Genomic DNA, 16,644 nt, shown 5'->3' with positions numbered 1-16,644 from the left:
CGAGGCGGTCGTCATCAGGCTCCGATACGGCCTCACCGGGCAGAAGGCGGAGAGCTACAGCGAGATCGCGGACCGCCTCGGGCTCACCAGGGAACGCATCAGGCAGTTGGAGAAGCAGGCGCTGAAACGTCTCCGCCAGTACAGCCCCCTCCTGGCCTGGGCCTCATGATCTCTCGCCCGCGCCCCCTGTCACCGCCGCCCTCTCGGCTCGCCTTGTGCCCCGCCGTCCTCTTGGCTCGCCTTTCATCCGCCGTCCCTGGACAGGGGGCGTCGTAGCGCGGTCATCCGGTCGGCCCCGGACAGCGGACGGGGGCCGAGCGCGTGCTCGGCCCCCGTTCTCCTCGGGTCTTGGGTCAGGCGGTGACGAGGAGCGCGACCCCGATCAGCACCGCAACCGGGACGAGCCACATGACGGCCTCGACAGCGAACTCCTTGTACATCGCGCAAGTCTCCCTCGAAACGCCCAAGTGGGGCACCGCTAAACGTCACTGCGCAGCATAGCCGCCCCCACCCCCGACTCGATCCACCCACATCCCGGCCGCCGCCCCCACGCCGCCTAGGAGGAGCTCACAGCTGCTGGCGGGCGATGCGTTTGCCGAGCCCCGCCAGGGACTCGTCGGCCATCAGGGCGGGCAGCCGCGGGGCGTCCACGTCGATCTGGTGCAGGACGGCGGGATGGGCGCCGTTGAAACGGCTCCACGCCCGGACCACCTCCGGCATCGCCGCCACCGCCGTGTCCGACAGGATGACCTCCCTCGGCAGCCACGACGTCAGGAACTGGCTCACCCGCGCCGGACTCCACCAGAGCGGACGCTCACCCACGAACTCCGCCAACTTCTCGAACGCCTCCCGTGCCCCCGGCACGTCGGGCAGATCGTGGAAGCCGGCCATCGTGCCGTCGGGCGCCTGCCGGACGAGCCCGGGCACGGCCAGGGCCCGCGCGATGGCCAGCGGACGGACGGCGGGCAGCGTGTCGGCCACCTGAGCCCCCATGATCCGGTCGCCCAGCTCGAACGCGTCCAGCACCCGTCCGGCCACCACCCCAGGCTCGGCCGGGCTCAGGCCCAGGTCGTCGAGGAACTTGACCTCCTCGACGACGGCGTCCACCGCGAGGCCGCCGTTGGGCTGGTCGATGCCGACGACGAGGAGGTGCGGCTCCTTGCCGTTCGCGTACCTGAAGGACAGGACGGCCAGGGTCTGCTCGCCGTAGGGGTCGGCCTTGCCGTACCAGGCTCCTTCGCAGGTCACCTGCCCCATGCGACGCACCCACCCGGGCAGCCCGAGATCGGCCTCCGCCGTCCCGGCCACCTCCACCCCCAGAACCCGCAACCCTCCTGCCCCGGGCTCCGCCTCCGCTTCCGTCTCGGATTCCGCCTCCGCTCCTGTCTCGGGCTCCGGAGAGGATTCCGCGCCGGGCCATCCGGGCCTGTCGACCGCGGCCAGGGCGGCGAGGGTGAGACGCGACTCAGCGCTGCCGTCCTCGGCCAGCTCGCGCAGGAACGGCCGCACCTCATCGGGCTCCAGAGCGGCGGTGAGCCGGGCCGCCCAGAGCTCGGTCCGCAGCGGCGAGCGCCAGCGAAGCAGGTCGCGGGCTTGGCCGACAGCCATGGAAAACACAGTTGTCCTCACCCTCCGACCGTATCGCCCCCACCGGAAACCCCCCGCCCAGTGAGTGCCTGGGCCGGCTTGAACGGTGGATCGGCGGCTGGGCCAGTCCGAACGGCGGGCTGGTGGAGAGGGCGGCCTGATCAGTGGGCCGGTGGCTCGGGAGTCTCAGCGGTGGGCTGGTGCCCGAGGCGGCCTGATAGGTGGGCTGGTGCCTGGGCCGGCTTGGACGCTGGCCTGGTGCCTGGGCCGGCTTGGAGGTTGGGCTGGTGGCAAGGGGTGTCCCCCTGACGGCGGGCCGGTTGTGGGGCCGGGCCGCCGTCAGGGGGTGAGGTCAGCGGTTGTCGTTGCCGAGTCCTGCCTTGCGGAGGGCTTCGGCCATCGCGCCCATGGGAGCCGGACGGTCCTGGCGGCGCTGCCTGCCGCGCTGACCGTCGCCGCGCCCCTGGCCACGACCGCCGTCGCCACGACCACCCTGGCCGCGACCGCCGTCACGACCGCCACTGCCGCGAGCACCGTCACCCCGGCTGCCGTCGCGGCCGTCGCCGCGAGAGCCGCCGTCGCGGCCGCCGTCGCCACGGGGGGCGGAGCCGTCGCGAGCGCTGCCGTCGCGGCGGGGCTCGTTGCGGGAGCCGTCCGAACGGGCGCCCGACTTGCGGGGCGGGCGGCCCTCCGAGGACGGCTGGGTGACGTCGTCCTCCAGGCGGAGGGTCAGGGAGATGCGCTTGCGCGGGATGTCCACCTCAAGGACCTTGACGCGCACGATGTCGCCCGGCTTGACCACGTCGCGCGGGTCTTTGACGAAGGTGCGGGACATGGCCGACACGTGGACCAGGCCGTCCTGGTGGACGCCGATGTCGACGAACGCGCCGAAGGCGGCCACATTGGTGACCACGCCCTCCAGGATCATCCCCGCCACCAGGTCGGAGATCTTCTCCACGCCCTCCTTGAAGGCCGCCGTCTTGAACGCCGGACGCGGGTCGCGCCCCGGCTTCTCCAGCTCGCGCAGGATGTCGGTGACGGTCGGCAGGCCGAAGGTGTCGTCGGTGAAGTCTTGCGGCCGGATGGTGTGCAGGGCCGAGGTGTTGCCGATCAGCGACTTGAGGTCGGTCTGGACCGAGCTCAGGATGCGCCGGACCACCGGGTAGGCCTCCGGGTGCACGCTGGAGGCGTCGAGCGGGTCGTCGCCGCCCGGGATGCGCAGGAAGCCGGCGCACTGCTCGAACGCCTTGGGCCCGAGCCGCGAGACGTCCTTCAGCGCCGTGCGAGTGCGGAACGGACCGTTCTCGTCGCGGTGGCGCACGATGCCCTCGGCCAGCGTCGCGCCGATGCCCGACACCCGCGTGAGCAGCGGCGCGGACGCCGTGTTCACGTCGACCCCGACCGCGTTGACGCAGTCTTCGACGACGGCGTCGAGCGAGCGGGAGAGCTTGGACTCGGCCAGGTCGTGCTGGTACTGGCCGACGCCGATCGACTTGGGGTCGATCTTGACCAGCTCGGCGAGCGGGTCCTGCAGCCGGCGCGCGATGGAGACCGCGCCGCGCAGCGACACGTCGAGGTCGGGCAGCTCCTGGGAGGCGTAGGCCGAGGCCGAGTAGACCGAGGCGCCCGCCTCCGACACGACGATCTTGGTGATCGACGGCATGAGCTTGACCAGGTCGCCGGCCAGCTTGTCGGTCTCGCGCGAGGCGGTGCCGTTGCCGATGGCGATGAGCTCGACGCCGTGCTTCTGGGCCAGCGCGCCGAGCACGGCCAGCGACTGGTCCCACTGGCGCTTGGGCTCGTGGGGGTAGATGGTGGCGGTCTCGACGACCTTGCCCGTGGCGTCGACCACGGCCACCTTCACGCCGGTGCGCAGGCCGGGGTCGAGGCCCATGGTCGCGCGGGTGCCGGCCGGGGCGGCCAGCAGCAGGTCGCGCAGGTTGGCGGCGAACACGCGCACCGCTTCGTCCTCGGCGGCCTGCCACAGGCGCATGCGCAGGTCGATGCCGAGATGCACGAGGATGCGGGTGCGCCAGGCCCAGCGCACGGTCTCGGCCAGCCACGTGTCGGCCGGACGCCCCTTGTCGGAGATGCCGAACCGGGCGCCGATGCGCAGCTCGTAGTCGGCGGTCTCGTCGGGCTCCAGCGCGACGTTGAGCACTTCCTCCTTCTCGCCCCTGAACATCGCCAGGATGCGGTGGGAGGGCAGCTTGGTGAACGGCTCGGTGAAGTCGAAGTAGTCGGAGAACTTGGCCCCCGCCTCCTGCTTGCCCTCGCGCACCTTCGACACGAGCCGGCCGCGGCTCCACAGCCGCTCGCGCAGGTCGCCGATGAGGTCGGCGTCTTCGGCGAACCGCTCGATCAGGATCGCCCTGGCCCCTTCGAGGGCCGCGCCGGCGTCGGCCACGCCCTCGGTGACGAACTCCGCGGCGACCGTGGCCGGGTGGAGCGTCGGGTCGCCGAGCAGCTTCTCGGCCAGCGGCTCCAGGCCGAGCTCGCGGGCGATCTGCGCCTTGGTGCGCCGCTTGGGCTTGTAGGGCAGGTAGATGTCTTCGAGCCTGGCCTTGGTCTCGGCCGCCATGATCTGCGCGCGCAGTTCGTCGTCGAGCTTGCCCTGAGACTCGATCGACTCCAGGATCGCCGCCCTGCGCTCGTCGAGCTCGCGGAGGTAGCGCAGCCGTTCTTCGAGCGTGCGGAGCTGCGCGTCGTCGAGGGCGCCGGTGACCTCCTTGCGGTAGCGCGCGATGAACGGCACGGTGGCGCCGCCGTCGAGCAGATCGACCGCCGCCTGCACCTGCCCGTCGCGCACGCCGAGCTCTGCCGCGATCCGCTGGTGAATAGAGAGCACTTGCCTGCCTTTCGATGGTCCCGCCGGTCAATTGTGCAGGACTACGCCGTCTTTCATGACCAGAGTGCGCCGAGGGTGAACGACCACGGCCTCTCCGGGGCCGCTCGCGGGCACCACGACGAGGTCGGCCCGGTCGCCCGGAGCCAGGCCGTAGCCGGGCAGCCCGAGGGCCAGCGCGCCGCCCACGGTCGCGGCCTCCAGGGCGAGCTCGATGTCCTCGTCGCGGCGGAACGCGCTGCGGTAGGCGAGGTGCATCGCGCGCTCCAGCATGTCGCCGGAGCCGTAGGGGCCCCACAGGTCTCGGACGCCGTCGTGGCCGCAGGCGACGGTGACGCCCGCGGCGCGCAGCTTCTTCACAGGCGGCACCGGGTAGCTGTAGACGGCGGCGGTGGCGATGGCCACGCCCGCGTCGACGAAGCCCTGGATCAGGCGATCCTGGGCGGCCTCGCCGAGCTCGCCCAGCGCGTACGCGTGGCTGACCGTGACCCGGCCGCCGAGCCCCAGCGCCTTGGTGCGCTCGGTGATCAGCTCCAGCTCCCAGCCGCCCAGCGAGCCGCCGTCGTGGAGGTGGATGTCGATGCGCGCGCCGAACCGGTCGGCCAGGCCGAAGATCAGGTCGAGGTGGCGCACGGGATCGCGGTCGACGCCAGCCGGGTCGAGGCCGCCGATCGCCTCGACGCCGCCTCGGAGCGCCTCGGCCAGCAGGTCGGCGGTGCCGGGGTTGGTGAGCACGCCGTGTTGCGGGAAGGCGACCTGCTGCACGTGGACGGGGGAGCGGGCGGCGGCCTCGCGCACGGCCTCCACGCCCCGCAGGCCCACGGACGGGTCGATGTCGGTGTGGGTGCGCACGTGGGTGGTGCCGGCCTCGCTCATCCGGGCCAGCAGCGCGGCGGCCCGCTCGGCGCTCGGCACCCCCAGCTCGGCGCGGCGGCCCAGGTCGTTGGCGATGCGGCCGGCCAGCGAGTCGTCGGCCGAGTGGGGGATCCAGGGGCCGCCGTAGAGCGTCTTGTCGAGGTGGCAGTGGGCGTCGACGAGACCGGGCAGGACGAGCTGGCCGGACACGTCGAGGACGAGGGCGCCGGGCGCGTCGAGGGACGGGCCCACCCGGTGGATGCGGCCGTCGCGGACGAGCAGGTCGGCGGGGGACGCGAGCCCCCAGGGCCGCCCGCCGCGGATCAGCACGTCGGTCATGCCCAGCACCCTAGAGGGCGGCACCGACGATTTCCGTGCCCCCAGGTGTGAGGGTTGTGGACCGTCAGGCGGGACGGGTGGCGAAGAGCTCGAGGTGGTGGCAGCGAGGGCAGCGGTAGGCGTCTATCTGCCACCTGGGGATGCCCGCCAGCCGGGCCCTGCCGAAGAAGCCTCGTTCCAGCTCCCCTTCGACCCATTGGGCATACCCCTCGGCGCCCGACCCCTGGTCCGTGACGAACCCGGGTTCGAGCCCCTCCGCGCCGCAATGCGTGCACCGTAAGTTGTCCATGCCGAAGAGCCTAGATCTCCGCGAGGTGCGCCACGTTGGCCACGTCGGCCGGATCGGTGCTGGGCCGCCCGCCGAACCAGGCGTCGAGGATCTCGCCGAGCACGACGTCGGAGGTCAGGCGGAGGCTGAGGGCCAGCACGTTGGCGTCGTTCCACCTGCGCGCCCCGTCGGCGGTGTAGGCGTCGGCGCAGAGCGCGGCCCGCACGCCGGGCACCTTGTTGGCCGCGATGGAGGCGCCCGTGCCCGTCCAGCAGCAGACCACCGCCTGGTCGGCCCGGCCCTCCGCGACGTCTCTGGCGGCCAGTTCGCAGGCCCACGCCCAGTCGTCGCGCTCGCCGTCGTCGAGTGCGCCGTGGGTCAGCACCTCGTGACCCCGCCCGCGCAGCTCGGCCACGATGCGCCCGGCCACCCCGTCAGTGCTGTCCGCCGCCACCGAAATCCGCATGGGCCCATCTCTACCAGCAATGTGGTGACGGGTGCGGGGATCGAACCCGCCTGGAGCGGCTTATGAAACCGCCGGGCACACCAGCGCCCCCACCCGCCTGGAACGGGCCGGGGGCCGCCGATCTCAACGGCGGGAGCCCCCGGACGGGTGCGGCATGCGCATTCGCCGGATGACGAGCCGGCTGACCAGCTGGATGACCATGGGCACGAGCATGCCGCCCGCGCCCCCGGCCCCGCAACGCGTTTCTCAGGTGTACCGGGCGCGCATGCGCTCGCAGAAGTCGTCCGACAGCTTGGTCATCAGCCTGGACAGCTCGGCCCGCTCGGTCTCCGGCCAGTCGGACAGCACCTCCTCGAACCACTCGGTGGTGACCCGGCGGCACCTGCTCGCCACCTCGGCCCCCTCCTCGGTGAGCGCGATGCGCCAGGCCCGCCGGTCGTCGGGGTCGCGTACGCGCTCGACCAGCCCGCGCTGCTCAAGGGCCGCGACGTGCCTGGTCACGTGCGGGCTCTCGACCTGCAGCCCCTCGGCGATCATGCCGATCCTGCGGGGCTCGCCCGCGTCGAGCAGGTAGACGATGATCTGCACGTCGGGCCGGTCGAGCCGGATGCCGGCCGCCTCGGTGAGCCATTCGTGGGTCTTGGCGCGGTTGAGCGTGACGACCAGCCGCCGGAAGGCCGACACCGTCCTGTTGAGATCTTCGCCCATCTGTTTGCTTACCTAACTTACGTATGTATCATCGGTGCTCGGTTACTTACCTAAGTTATCTAAAGGAGCCGACATGGCGACAGCCGTCGTACCCGCGGCGCGTGAGACGTCGATGCGCAATCCCTGGCCCACGGTGGTCTCCCTGGCGTTCGCGGCCTCCATCGCCGCCCTCCAGAACACCGCGGTGGTCCCGTTGCTTCCCGTGCTGCAGCGGGAGCTGCACGCCTCGCTCTCGGCCGTGAGCTGGACGCTCACCATCAGCCTCCTGGTCGCCGCGGTCTCCACGCCGCTGCTGTCGCGCTTCGGCGACATGTACGGCCGGCGTCCGATGATCCTCGGCGCGCTGGGCCTGCTGGTGGTGGGTTCGGTCATGGCGGCGATGGCCACGTCGCTGACCTGGTTGATCGTCGCCCGGATCCTGCAAGGGGCGGTGTCCGCGCTGGTCCCGTTGTCGATCGGGGTGGTCCGCGACCTGCTGCCCAGGCAGCAGCTCGCGACCGGCATCGGCGTGCTGAGCGCGACGATGGGGTTCGGCAGCGGCGGCGGCATGATCCTGGCCGGGCTGGCCGCCGGTGACTACCACCTGGTGTTCTGGATCACCGGCGGGATCTCGGCGGTGGCCGTCGTGATCCTGGCCTTCCTCGTGCGGGACGTGGCGCCGGCCGGCAAGGGCCGTCCCGACCTCGCCGGGGCCGCGCTGCTGACCGCCTGGCTGGTCGCGCTGCTGCTGGCGATCAGCGAGGGCGGCTCGTGGGGCTGGACGTCGGCCGGCGTGCTCGGCCTGTTCGCCGCGGCCGCCGTGCTGGCCGTGGTGTGGGTGCTGGTCGAGCGCAGGGTGGCCGAGCCGCTGGTCGAGATGTCGATGCTGGTGCACAGGGGCACGATCGGCGCGACGGTCTCCTCGATGCTGCTCGGGTTCTCGTTCTTCACGATGCTGACCGGCATGTCGCAGTTCGCCCAGGTTCCGAAGGCGACCGGCTTCGGCTTCGGCGCCTCCACCCTCCAGGTCGGGCTGTTCCTGCTGCCGAGCACCCTGTTCATGCTGGTCATCTCGCTGTTCGCGGGGCGGATCATGCGCCGGTTCGCCGCCTCGTTCATGGTGGCGACGGGCGCGGGCGTGACCGGGCTCGCGGGGGTGTGGCTGGCGTTCGAGCACGGCAGCCCGGCCACCCTGTACGTGGCCTCGTCCCTCATGGGCATCGGCCTCGGCATCGGCTACGCCGCACTGGGCACGATGGCCGTCGAGCACGTCGAGCCGTCCAGGACCGCGCTGGCCGCGGGCGTCAACGCGCTGGTGCGCATCGTCGGGGGCAGCGTGGCGGGCGCGGCCATCGCCGCGATCCTGGCCGCGCGCCCCGGCGTCCTGGGCTTCCAGTGGGTGTTCGGCACCGCCGCGGCGGCCGGGCTGGTCGCGGCGGTGTTCGCCACCGTCTACGGAATGCTGAACAGCCGGGCCGTCACAGCGCCTTCAGCCCACTGATCACTTCCAGCAGCACCTTGGCGTCCGGCGCGGGGGGCGGCAGCTCGACCTGGACGAGCTGCCGCGCGTGCAGGTCGCCGACCAGCACCCGGACCACGCCGATGGGCAGGTTCAGCTCGGCGGCCACGTCCACCAGCCGGGTCGGCTTGGTGCACTTCTGCATGATGATCAGGTGCTCGGGCCCGAGCCCCACCGGAGGCGTCAGCCCGCCGGCGGTGACGATGACCGCGATGAGGTCGATGGCCTCGCTCGCGGGCACCGTACGGCCCCTGGTCAGCAGGTAGGCCGGGACGATCGGACCGGCGTCCTCGTCCAGCCAGCGCTCGTCACTCACTTGGCACCACCCGCATCACAGGACGGGCGGGCTCCTTCACGTCGGCCTCCGGTTCCGGATCGGCGACGTGCTCAGCCGGGATCAACACGATCGCGGTGGTCCCTCCATATGGTGAACCGCGTAGCGTCACGCGGATGTCGTGCCTGGCGGCCAGGCGCGAGACGACGAAAAGCCCCAGCTTGTCGCTGTCGGCCAGGTCGAACTCGGGTGGGCTGGCCAGCCGCTCGTTGAGTTCGGCCAGCTCCTGGGCGCTCAGCCCGAGCCCGCGGTCCTCGACCTCGAAGGCGAAGCCGCGGGCGGTCTCCTCGCCGCGCACGATGACCTGCGTGTGCGGCGGCGAGTAGACGGTCGCGTTCTCGATGAGCTCGGCGACCAGGTGGATCACGTCGCCGACCACCGGCCCGGCCAGGCGCTGGCCGGACATCGGCTCGACGGTGACCCGGCGGTAGTCCTCCACCTCGGCCGTCGCGCCGCGGGCCACGTCGAGCAGCGGCACCGGCTTGCTCCAGCCGCGGCCCGGGGTGGCGCCCGACAGGATGATCAGGCCCTCGGCGTGACGGCGCATGCGCGTGGTCAGGTGGTCGAGGCGGAACAGGTCGTCCAGGGCCTCGGGGTCGGTGGCGCGGTGCTGCATGTCCTCCAGCTGGATGCGCTGGCGGTGCAGCAGAGCCTGCGAACGCCTGGCGAGGTTGCGGAAGACGTGCCCGACGCCCTCGCTGAGCTGCGCCTGGCCGATCGCGGCCTCGACGGCGGTCTGCTGGACGGTGGAGAAGGCCTGGCCGACGTCGCCGATCTCGACCGTGCTGGTGGCCACCGACAACTCCGGCATCTCCACCCTCTCGCCCTTGCGCAGCTTGGCCACCACGTGCGGCAGCCGCTCCTGGGCCACCTCCAGCGCGGCCAGCCGGAGCGCGCCCAGCTCCTTCGACAGCCGGTTGCCCATCCGGATCGAGAACACGATCGACACGATGACCAGCAGGAAACACGTCCCGGCCAGGATGAACGCCCGCGACAGCACCTGGTCGGCCACGGGGTCGGCGCGCGCGTTGAGCAGCGTGCTGGCCCGCATGAGCGACTCCGCGTACGTCTTGGAGATCGACTCGGTGGTGCTCAGCCAGCCGCGCGGCGGCACGGCGCCGGCGATGATCCGGTCCTCCATCAGCCGCATGCGCTGGTAGACGGGGGAGGTGACGAGGGAGACCTGGGTGTCGCGCAGGCTCGGGTCCAGCTCGCCGAGGCCCTGGTCGATGAGGAAGCGCCGGTTGCCGACGATCTGGGTGAACTGCCGGCGTTCCGACGGCGTGACCGGGCCGAGCGCGATGGCCTGCTCCCTGGTCAGCAGCTCCTTGGCGTAGCCCAGCTCGATGATCACGCGGGACTGCTCGTAGATCGGGATGTCGTCGATGAGCGCGACGCGCCGGTGCAGGCCGTAGAGGGAGTCGATCACGGTGTTGTACGCCTCGCCGGCGAGCAGACGGTCGGACAGGCCGTCGTCGATCTCGCCCCGGATCGCGTCGAGCCTGCCGAGCTGCGTGTACACCGCGTCCACCTGCGTACGGATCTCTTCCGATCGGTCCTTGGAGTTGCTGGAGAGCTTTCTGAACTCGTCCCTGGCGGCGTCGGTGCGGGTGCGCTGGTCGGCCACGTCCTTCTGGGAGGCGGCCCGGCGCAGCAGCTTGGCCGAGGAGAGACGCTCGTGCTGGAGCTCGCTGATCAACTTGTACGCCGGATGGCGGAGGTTCGTCCAGAGTGTCTTGTACTGACGCAGCTCCAGGCTCTCGCCGGCGGTGACGGCGGTGATCACGCCCCACAACACGACCATGGAGGTCAGAGGCACGAGTAGTAGTCCGATGATCTTCATGCGGATCGTCCGGCTACGACCCATGGCACCTCACTCCGGTCGGTCCCCTGCTGGCAACCCCGGACGGGACAAGCCCAGAGGATAGCAATTCGATCACCCAATTGCCCAATTTTTCGGGACTTTTGGACATGTGTCCGTGATCTTGCAGTAGGTTTCCCCCAAATCGGTTACAGAGGGAGATGCGTTGCGCCGTCGTCTCGCAGCGGCCGCCGCGCTGGCGCTTCTGTCGGCCTGTTCCGGGCCCACGGAGGTCCCCCGGCCCCCCGCCGCCGAGTCGGTCTTCGTGTACGCGCAGAACCTGGACGTCATCTCCGACTGGGACCCCGCGAGCTCCTACTCCAACGAGCTCATCGCCTTCCAGAACGTCTACGAGACCCTGACCCTCTGGAACCCCTTCACCAAGAAGTCGGCCCCCCGCCTGGCCACCTCCTGGCGCTCGACGCCCGACGGCCGCACCTGGACGTTCACGCTGCGCCAGGGCGCGACCTTCCACACCGGCCGGCCGGTGGACGCCGCGGCGGTCAAGGCGTCGATCGAGCGCACGATGAAGACCGGCGCGGGCGCGTCCTACATCTGGGACGCCGTCTCCTCCGTCAAGGCCGAGGACGCGAACACGGTCACCTTCGCCCTGAAGTACGCCGTGCCGCTCGACCTGGTGGCCTCCTCCGGGTACGCGGCCTACATCTACGACACGCAGGCGGCGCCCGACCTGCGCTCATGGCTCGGCGCGGGCAGAGACGCCGGGTCGGGGCCGTACACGGTGGCGGCCTGGCATCCGGGCCAGGAGGAGGAGCTGACGCTCAAGGCGTACCCCAAGTACTGGGGCGGATGGGACAAGCCGCACTACAGCACGGTCAAGTACCGCGTCGTGCCCGACCCCGACCGCGCGTGGCGGATGCTGGCCCGCGGCGAGGTGAGCTTCGTGGACCGGCTCAGCCCCCGGCTGTTCGCCAGGGCCGCGGTCACGCCCGGGGTGCGCACCAGCGAGCGGGACTCGTACCAGACGGCCATGCTGCTGTTCAACACCGCGAGCGGCCCGATGAAGGACGTGCGGGTGCGCCGCGCGGTGCAGCAGGCCGTCGACTACCGCGGCCTGGTCAGGGCGCTCAGGGGCGCGGTCGCACCGGCCAGCGGCATCGTCCCTGAGGGGCTGACCGGCCACGTCGCCGGCCGCGCGCCCCGGCAGGACCTGGCGGGCGCGGCGGCCCTGCTGGGCCGCGCCGGGTACGGACCCGCGGGCCGGCCGCTGCGGCTGCGGCTCACCTACGCGCAGGGCGACCACGACCAGCGGCTGCTGGCCACCAGCCTGGCGGCGGAGCTGAAGCCGCTGAACGTCACGCTCGACGCCCGCGCCATGCCCTGGAACGCCCAGTGGCAGCAGGGCAGGAAACGCGGCCAGGACATCTTCGTCATGTACTGGTGGCCCGACTACGCCGACGGCTACTCGTGGTTCGGCAACGTCTTCCGCGGCGGCGAGCCGCCGGTGTTCAACCTGGCCTACCTGCGCGACAGGACCCTGGACGAGCTGCTCGAAGGGCTGCCCGAGCTGAGCGTGACCGACAAGGAGGCCGCGCAGGCGGCGTACGAGCAGGCCACCGGACGCGTGCTCGACGTGCGGGCCGCCGTGGCGCTGCCCTGGGTGGTGCGGTACCAGCGGGCCTACCTGGGCGGCGTCCAGGGGTACGACGACAACCCGGCCTACCCCGACGTGGTCTTCGCCTACGAGCTGCGCCCGTCCGGCTGAGCCGACTCCGACGCCGCCTCGGACGCCGCCTCGACGCGCGCACGCAGCCGCGTCCTGATCTCCTCGGGCGTGTACGCCCGCCGCCTGCGTTCGGCGCGCGCGATCACCACCCCCGTGGCCGCGACCCCCGCGATTCCCGCCAGACCGAGCATCTTCCACCAGCGCATGTGCCTAGGCTAGCGATGTGCTGACTCTCGACGAGGCCGTCAAGGTGACCAGGACCGGCGATCTGTGGATCTTCCGCGGCAGGTCCGTGCCCGACCGGGCCATCCAGACCATGACCAACAGCCCGGTCAACCACGTGGGCATGGCGATCGTGATCGAGGACCTGCCGCCCATGATGTGGCACGCCGAGCTGGGCAAGTCGCTGCTCGACCTGTGGGCGGGCACCCACCGGCGCGGCGTCCAGCTGCACGACCTGCGCGACGCGGTCACCGTCTGGGCCGACCGTTACGGCCAGCGTCCCTGGCTGCGCCAGCTCGAACCGCAGGCCACCCCCGAGATGGAGGACGCCGCCCTGCGCGTGGTCGCCCGGCTCGACGGCACCCCGTTCCCGTCCACCGCCCGGCTGGCCGCCCGCTGGGCCAGGGGCCGGGTGCCGCGGCGGGCCAGGAAGGAGGCCACGCTGGAGAGCGCGTACTGCGCGGAGGTCGTGGCCGTCACCTACGAGGAGATGGGCCTGCTGCCCGGCGGCCGGCGTCCCAACTGGTACGACCCGGGCAGGTTCTGGAGCGGCGACGACCTGGAGCTGCTGGCCGGCCGCCGCCTCGGCCGCGAGATCACCGTGGGAGTGCCGCGTACGCGGGCCTGACCCTGGCCAGCGGGATCGTCACCACGACGAGCGCGGCCACCAGCACGAACCCCAGCCGGTATCCGGTGTGCCCGAGCACCAGCCCGAACCCGGTCGCGCCCACGCCCATCCCGGCGTCGTAGGCCAGGTTCCACAGGGCGCTGACCCGGGCCGGCTCGCCGCGCTGGAGCATCACCGTCAGCGTCGCGTTCTGCAGCACCCCGAACCCCGCCCCGAACAGCGCCATCCCGGCCACGACCGCGACGGGAGCGGCCGTCCACGCCTGCAGCGCGGTGCCCGCGGCGGCGGCGAGCAGGCCCGGCACGAGCAGCCTGGCCGGTCCGTGACGGTCGCCGAACCGGCCCGCCCACCAGCGGGCCGCCGGCGTGGCGAGCGACTGGGCGAGCAGGGCCGCCGAGGCCAGTCCCGGCGAGCCCGCCAGCGGCAGGAACGTCACCAGCACGCCGACGGAGAGCGTGACCGAGGCGAAGACCAGCATCGGCGCGGCCAGCCCGCCGGTCCGCCCGCCCGCGCCGGTCGTGACGGGCCGGCCGGCGGGCAGGCCGGTCACCGCCACGAGCCCGGCCAGGGGCAGCAGCCCGGCGACCACGAGGACGGGCGCGAACCCGAGCACGTCGGCCGCCCACAGGCCCAGCGGCAGGCCGGCGACCGAGGGCACGCCGACGGCCAGGCCGTACAGGCCGAGCCCTTCGCCGCGGCGCTCGGCGGGCACCAGGTCGGCGGTGAGCGCGGTGCCGGCGACCACGAGCACGCCGAGGCCCGCGCCGCGCAGCAGGGACACGGCCAGCACCACGGGCAGCTCCGCCGACAGCGGCAGCAGCAGGGCGGGCAGGCCGAGCAGGACCAGGCCGAGCGCCATCGCCGCCCGGTAGCCGTGCCGGGACAGCAGCCAGGGGACGGCCAGCTCGGCGAGCACCGTGGACAGCATCATCGCGCCGGTGGCCAGGCCCGCGCCGGACGCGCCGGAGCCGCCGGTCGCCGCGTACAGGGGGACGGTGGAGAACAGCAGGAAGAAACCGAGCATCCCGGTCACCGAGGCGGCCATCATCAGGCTTAACGAACGCGTCATCACGCCTTCGACGATGACAAATCCCGTTCTGGGCGGGATCGGGCATGATGCGTAGCCGCCTCTTCATAATGAGGGGTGTGTTCGTGGGACGTGAGGCCGAACTGGGCCGGCTGGCCGCCGCGTGGGCCCGTACCCCGAGTGCGGTGCTGGTCGTGGGCGAGGCGGGGATCGGCAAGTCCAGGCTGGTCGCGCGGTTCGCCGGTGACGTGGACGCGCTGGTGGCCGAGGGCGGGGCCGATCCGGGCGGGCCGGCGTACGCGCCGTTCGTGCCCGTGCTGCGCCGCCTGGTCAGGGAGTACGGCGCCGGGCTCGTACCGGGCGGCGGGCGCAAGGGGCTGGCGTGCCTGCTGCCCGAGCTGGGGGAGCTGGACGACACGCCCGACCTGGGCCGGGCCCGGCTGTTCGAGGAGGTGCTGCTGCTGGTCGAGCGGGCCGCCGAGCGCCGTCCGCTGGTGATCGTGCTGGAGGATCTGCACTGGGCCGACCAGGCCGCCCGCGACCTGCTGGCGTACCTGCTGCGCAACCTGACGCGGCCGGGCGCGATGGTCGTCGCGACCTCGCGCGAGCCGCTGCGGCTGCCCGGCGCCGAGGTGGTCAGGGTGCCGCCGCTCGGCCGCGACGAGGTGGCCCGCCTGCTCGGCCGCGACGACGTCGACGCGATCGTGGCGCGCAGCGAGGGCAACCCGCTGTTCGCCGAGGCGCTGGCCGAGGCGGGCGACACGACTCCGGCCTCGCTGCGCGAGCTGCTGCTCGCCGGGGCCGAGAAGCTGCCGGGGCCCGGTCTCGACGTGCTGCGGATCGCCGCCGTGGCCGGGCGCAGGACGCCCCACGAGGTGCTGCGCCGGATCGCCGGGCTCGACGACCTCGCGCTCGACGAGGCGCTGCGGCCGGTCGTCCGGGCCCGGCTGCTGCTCGTGGACGGCGACGCCTACGTCTTCCGGCACGCGCTCATCCGCGAGGCCGTCTACGACGACCTGCTCCCCGGCGAACGCCGCCGCCTGCACGCCCGCTGCGCCCTCGCCCAGCCCGAGCTGGCCGCCGACCACTGGCACGCGGCCGGCGACGGGCCGCGCGCCTTCGAGGCCGCCTGGCGGGCCCGCAGATGGGATCTGGTGCTGGAGCTGTGGGCGCACGCGGACGGCCAGGACCACGCCCAGGTGCTGGAGGACGCCGCCAGGGACGCCCTGCGCGCCGGCGACGCACACCGCGCCGACGACCTGGCCGGCCGGGCGCTCGCCGAGGTCGCCGACCCGCTGCGCGCGGCCCACCTGCTGGAGCTGCGCGTCGCCATCCGCGACCTGCACGGCGAGGAGGGCCTGGACGACCTGCGCGAGGCCGTCCGGCTGGCCCCCCGCGAGTCCCGGCTGCTCGGCGCCCTGGCCTGCACGCTGGCCTGGCACGGCCAGGACGACGAGGCCCGCGCCCGCGCCGAGGAGGCGTACGCGCTGGGCGACGCCAGGTCCCTGGTCACCCTGGCCGCGCTCGCCGCGCTCGACGACGACCTCGCCACCGCCTCCACCCTGTACGCCCGCGCCCGGATCAGCGCGCCCGACGACGACACGCTGCTCGTCTCCTACGCCGGCGAGGCCGACGCGCTGGAGGCCGCCGGCGAGCACGCCAGGGCCGAGGCGGTCGCGCGGCGCGGCATCGCCGAGGCCGCCCGGCTGGGCCTGGCCCGCTCGCGCGGCGCCCACCTGGCCGCCAACCTGGCCGAGCCGCTCGCCTCGCTGGGCCGCTGGACGGAGGCCCGCGAGGTCGCCGCCCCCGCGCTCGCGCTCGACCCGCCGCCGATCTACCGCGCCTGGATCCTGCTCGTGCTCGGCACGGTCGCGGTGCAGGAGGGCTCGCTGTCGGCGGCCGGCGCGCTGCTCGCGCAGGCCAGGCCGCTCATGCGCGGGCGTTCCCGCGGCTACGACTCCTGCCTGGAGCCCGACCTGCTGGAATGCCGCCTGGCCGAGGCCGGGGGAGACCTGGCCCGGGCGCGCCGGCTGGTCGACCACGTGCTGGCGGAGCACGACCTGAGCCGCAGCCGCCGCTACGCCTGGCCGCTGCTGGCCCTCGCGGCCCGCATCGGACGGGTGCGCGCCGCGCCCCCGGGCCTGCCCACCGTCGGACGGCTGCAGGAGGCGTACCGGGCCACGTTCGAGGCCGAGCTCGGCGGCTCGTGGGCGGACGCGGTCGCCGCCTGGCGGTCGGTGGGGCAGCCGTACGGGCTGGGGCGGGCGCTGGTCGGCGCGGCCGAGCGGGACCCGGCGCGGGCCCGCGAGCCGCTGCGCG

The 16,644-nt window shown here is 73.0% G+C and carries 15 protein-coding genes and 1 tRNA gene; 5 read left to right on the top strand and 11 right to left on the bottom strand.

Annotated features, from left to right (window positions below; all coding sequences use genetic code 11):
- Positions 1 to 13: 13 nt before the first annotated feature.
- On the top strand, positions 14 to 169 hold the full coding sequence (locus ACWCSD_RS29200) for a sigma factor-like helix-turn-helix DNA-binding protein (protein ID WP_449919554.1): 156 nt from the start codon (positions 14 to 16) through the stop codon (positions 167 to 169).
- Between the two features lie 398 nt (positions 170 to 567).
- Here the strand turns inward: ACWCSD_RS29200 and ACWCSD_RS29195 are convergent, their stop codons facing one another.
- From ACWCSD_RS29195 to ACWCSD_RS29165, 7 genes are all read right to left on the bottom strand, one after another.
- On the bottom strand, positions 568 to 1,608 hold the full coding sequence (locus tag ACWCSD_RS29195) for a hypothetical protein (RefSeq protein ID WP_449919549.1): 1,041 nt from the start codon (positions 1,606 to 1,608) through the stop codon (positions 568 to 570).
- 331 nt (positions 1,609 to 1,939) lie between these two features.
- Complete coding sequence (locus ACWCSD_RS29190; protein WP_449919547.1) at positions 1,940 to 4,435, bottom strand: Tex family protein; 2,496 nt, start codon at positions 4,433 to 4,435, stop codon at positions 1,940 to 1,942.
- 27 nt (positions 4,436 to 4,462) lie between these two features.
- Positions 4,463 to 5,626, bottom strand: coding sequence for an amidohydrolase (locus tag ACWCSD_RS29185; RefSeq protein WP_449919544.1), 1,164 nt, complete (start codon positions 5,624 to 5,626; stop codon positions 4,463 to 4,465).
- A gap of 64 nt (positions 5,627 to 5,690) precedes the next feature.
- Entirely contained in the window at positions 5,691 to 5,915 is a 225-nt protein-coding gene (locus tag ACWCSD_RS29180) for a hypothetical protein (protein WP_397165935.1), read from the bottom strand.
- A 10-nt stretch (positions 5,916 to 5,925) separates the two neighbouring features.
- On the bottom strand, positions 5,926 to 6,360 hold the full coding sequence (locus ACWCSD_RS29175) for an RpiB/LacA/LacB family sugar-phosphate isomerase (protein WP_397165934.1): 435 nt from the start codon (positions 6,358 to 6,360) through the stop codon (positions 5,926 to 5,928).
- 22 nt (positions 6,361 to 6,382) lie between these two features.
- Positions 6,383 to 6,458: transfer RNA gene (locus tag ACWCSD_RS29170), tRNA-Met, on the bottom strand.
- A 148-nt stretch (positions 6,459 to 6,606) separates the two neighbouring features.
- Positions 6,607 to 7,068: a MarR family winged helix-turn-helix transcriptional regulator gene (locus tag ACWCSD_RS29165; protein ID WP_352351891.1), complete on the bottom strand. Its 462-nt coding sequence runs from the start codon at positions 7,066 to 7,068 to the stop codon at positions 6,607 to 6,609.
- Positions 7,069 to 7,141: 73 nt separating this feature from the next.
- On the opposite strand from ACWCSD_RS29165, the gene ACWCSD_RS29160 reads away from it, so the two are divergent.
- Positions 7,142 to 8,548, top strand: coding sequence for an MFS transporter (locus ACWCSD_RS29160; RefSeq protein ID WP_397165932.1), 1,407 nt, complete (start codon positions 7,142 to 7,144; stop codon positions 8,546 to 8,548).
- Here ACWCSD_RS29160 and ACWCSD_RS29155 read toward each other — a convergent pair.
- Positions 8,526 to 8,882: a DUF742 domain-containing protein gene (locus tag ACWCSD_RS29155; RefSeq protein WP_352328721.1), complete on the bottom strand. Its 357-nt coding sequence runs from the start codon at positions 8,880 to 8,882 to the stop codon at positions 8,526 to 8,528. The two genes, ACWCSD_RS29160 and ACWCSD_RS29155, sit on opposite strands and share 23 nt — an antisense overlap.
- Positions 8,875 to 10,719 carry a sensor histidine kinase gene (locus ACWCSD_RS29150; RefSeq protein ID WP_364329741.1) on the bottom strand — a complete coding sequence of 615 codons (1,845 nt, stop codon included), beginning with the start codon at positions 10,717 to 10,719 and terminating at the stop codon, positions 8,875 to 8,877. The genes ACWCSD_RS29155 and ACWCSD_RS29150 overlap by 8 nt, the downstream gene beginning before the upstream one ends.
- A 208-nt stretch (positions 10,720 to 10,927) precedes the next feature.
- On the opposite strand from ACWCSD_RS29150, the gene ACWCSD_RS29145 reads away from it, so the two are divergent.
- Positions 10,928 to 12,487 carry an ABC transporter substrate-binding protein gene (locus ACWCSD_RS29145; RefSeq protein ID WP_449919539.1) on the top strand — a complete coding sequence of 520 codons (1,560 nt, stop codon included), beginning with the start codon at positions 10,928 to 10,930 and terminating at the stop codon, positions 12,485 to 12,487.
- Here ACWCSD_RS29145 and ACWCSD_RS29140 read toward each other — a convergent pair.
- Positions 12,463 to 12,654: a hypothetical protein gene (locus ACWCSD_RS29140; RefSeq protein ID WP_449919536.1), complete on the bottom strand. Its 192-nt coding sequence runs from the start codon at positions 12,652 to 12,654 to the stop codon at positions 12,463 to 12,465. The genes ACWCSD_RS29145 and ACWCSD_RS29140 overlap by 25 nt on opposite strands.
- A 20-nt stretch (positions 12,655 to 12,674) precedes the next feature.
- Between ACWCSD_RS29140 and ACWCSD_RS29135 the strand changes: the two genes are divergently transcribed.
- Entirely contained in the window at positions 12,675 to 13,298 is a 624-nt protein-coding gene (locus ACWCSD_RS29135) for a hypothetical protein (protein ID WP_449919552.1), read from the top strand.
- Here the strand turns inward: ACWCSD_RS29135 and ACWCSD_RS29130 are convergent.
- Positions 13,267 to 14,367, bottom strand: a complete 1,101-nt coding sequence (locus tag ACWCSD_RS29130) for an MFS transporter (RefSeq protein WP_449919533.1) — start codon at positions 14,365 to 14,367, stop codon at positions 13,267 to 13,269. The two genes, ACWCSD_RS29135 and ACWCSD_RS29130, sit on opposite strands and share 32 nt — an antisense overlap.
- 77 nt (positions 14,368 to 14,444) lie before the next feature.
- Between ACWCSD_RS29130 and ACWCSD_RS29125 the strand changes: the two genes are divergently transcribed.
- Positions 14,445 to 16,644: ATP-binding protein (locus ACWCSD_RS29125; protein ID WP_449919530.1), on the top strand; the 2,200-nt coding region annotated here is incomplete at its 3' end.

This window comes from Nonomuraea sp. NPDC001684 (assembly GCF_053596515.1).
This window is presented reverse-complemented; position numbering and strand designations above follow the sequence as displayed.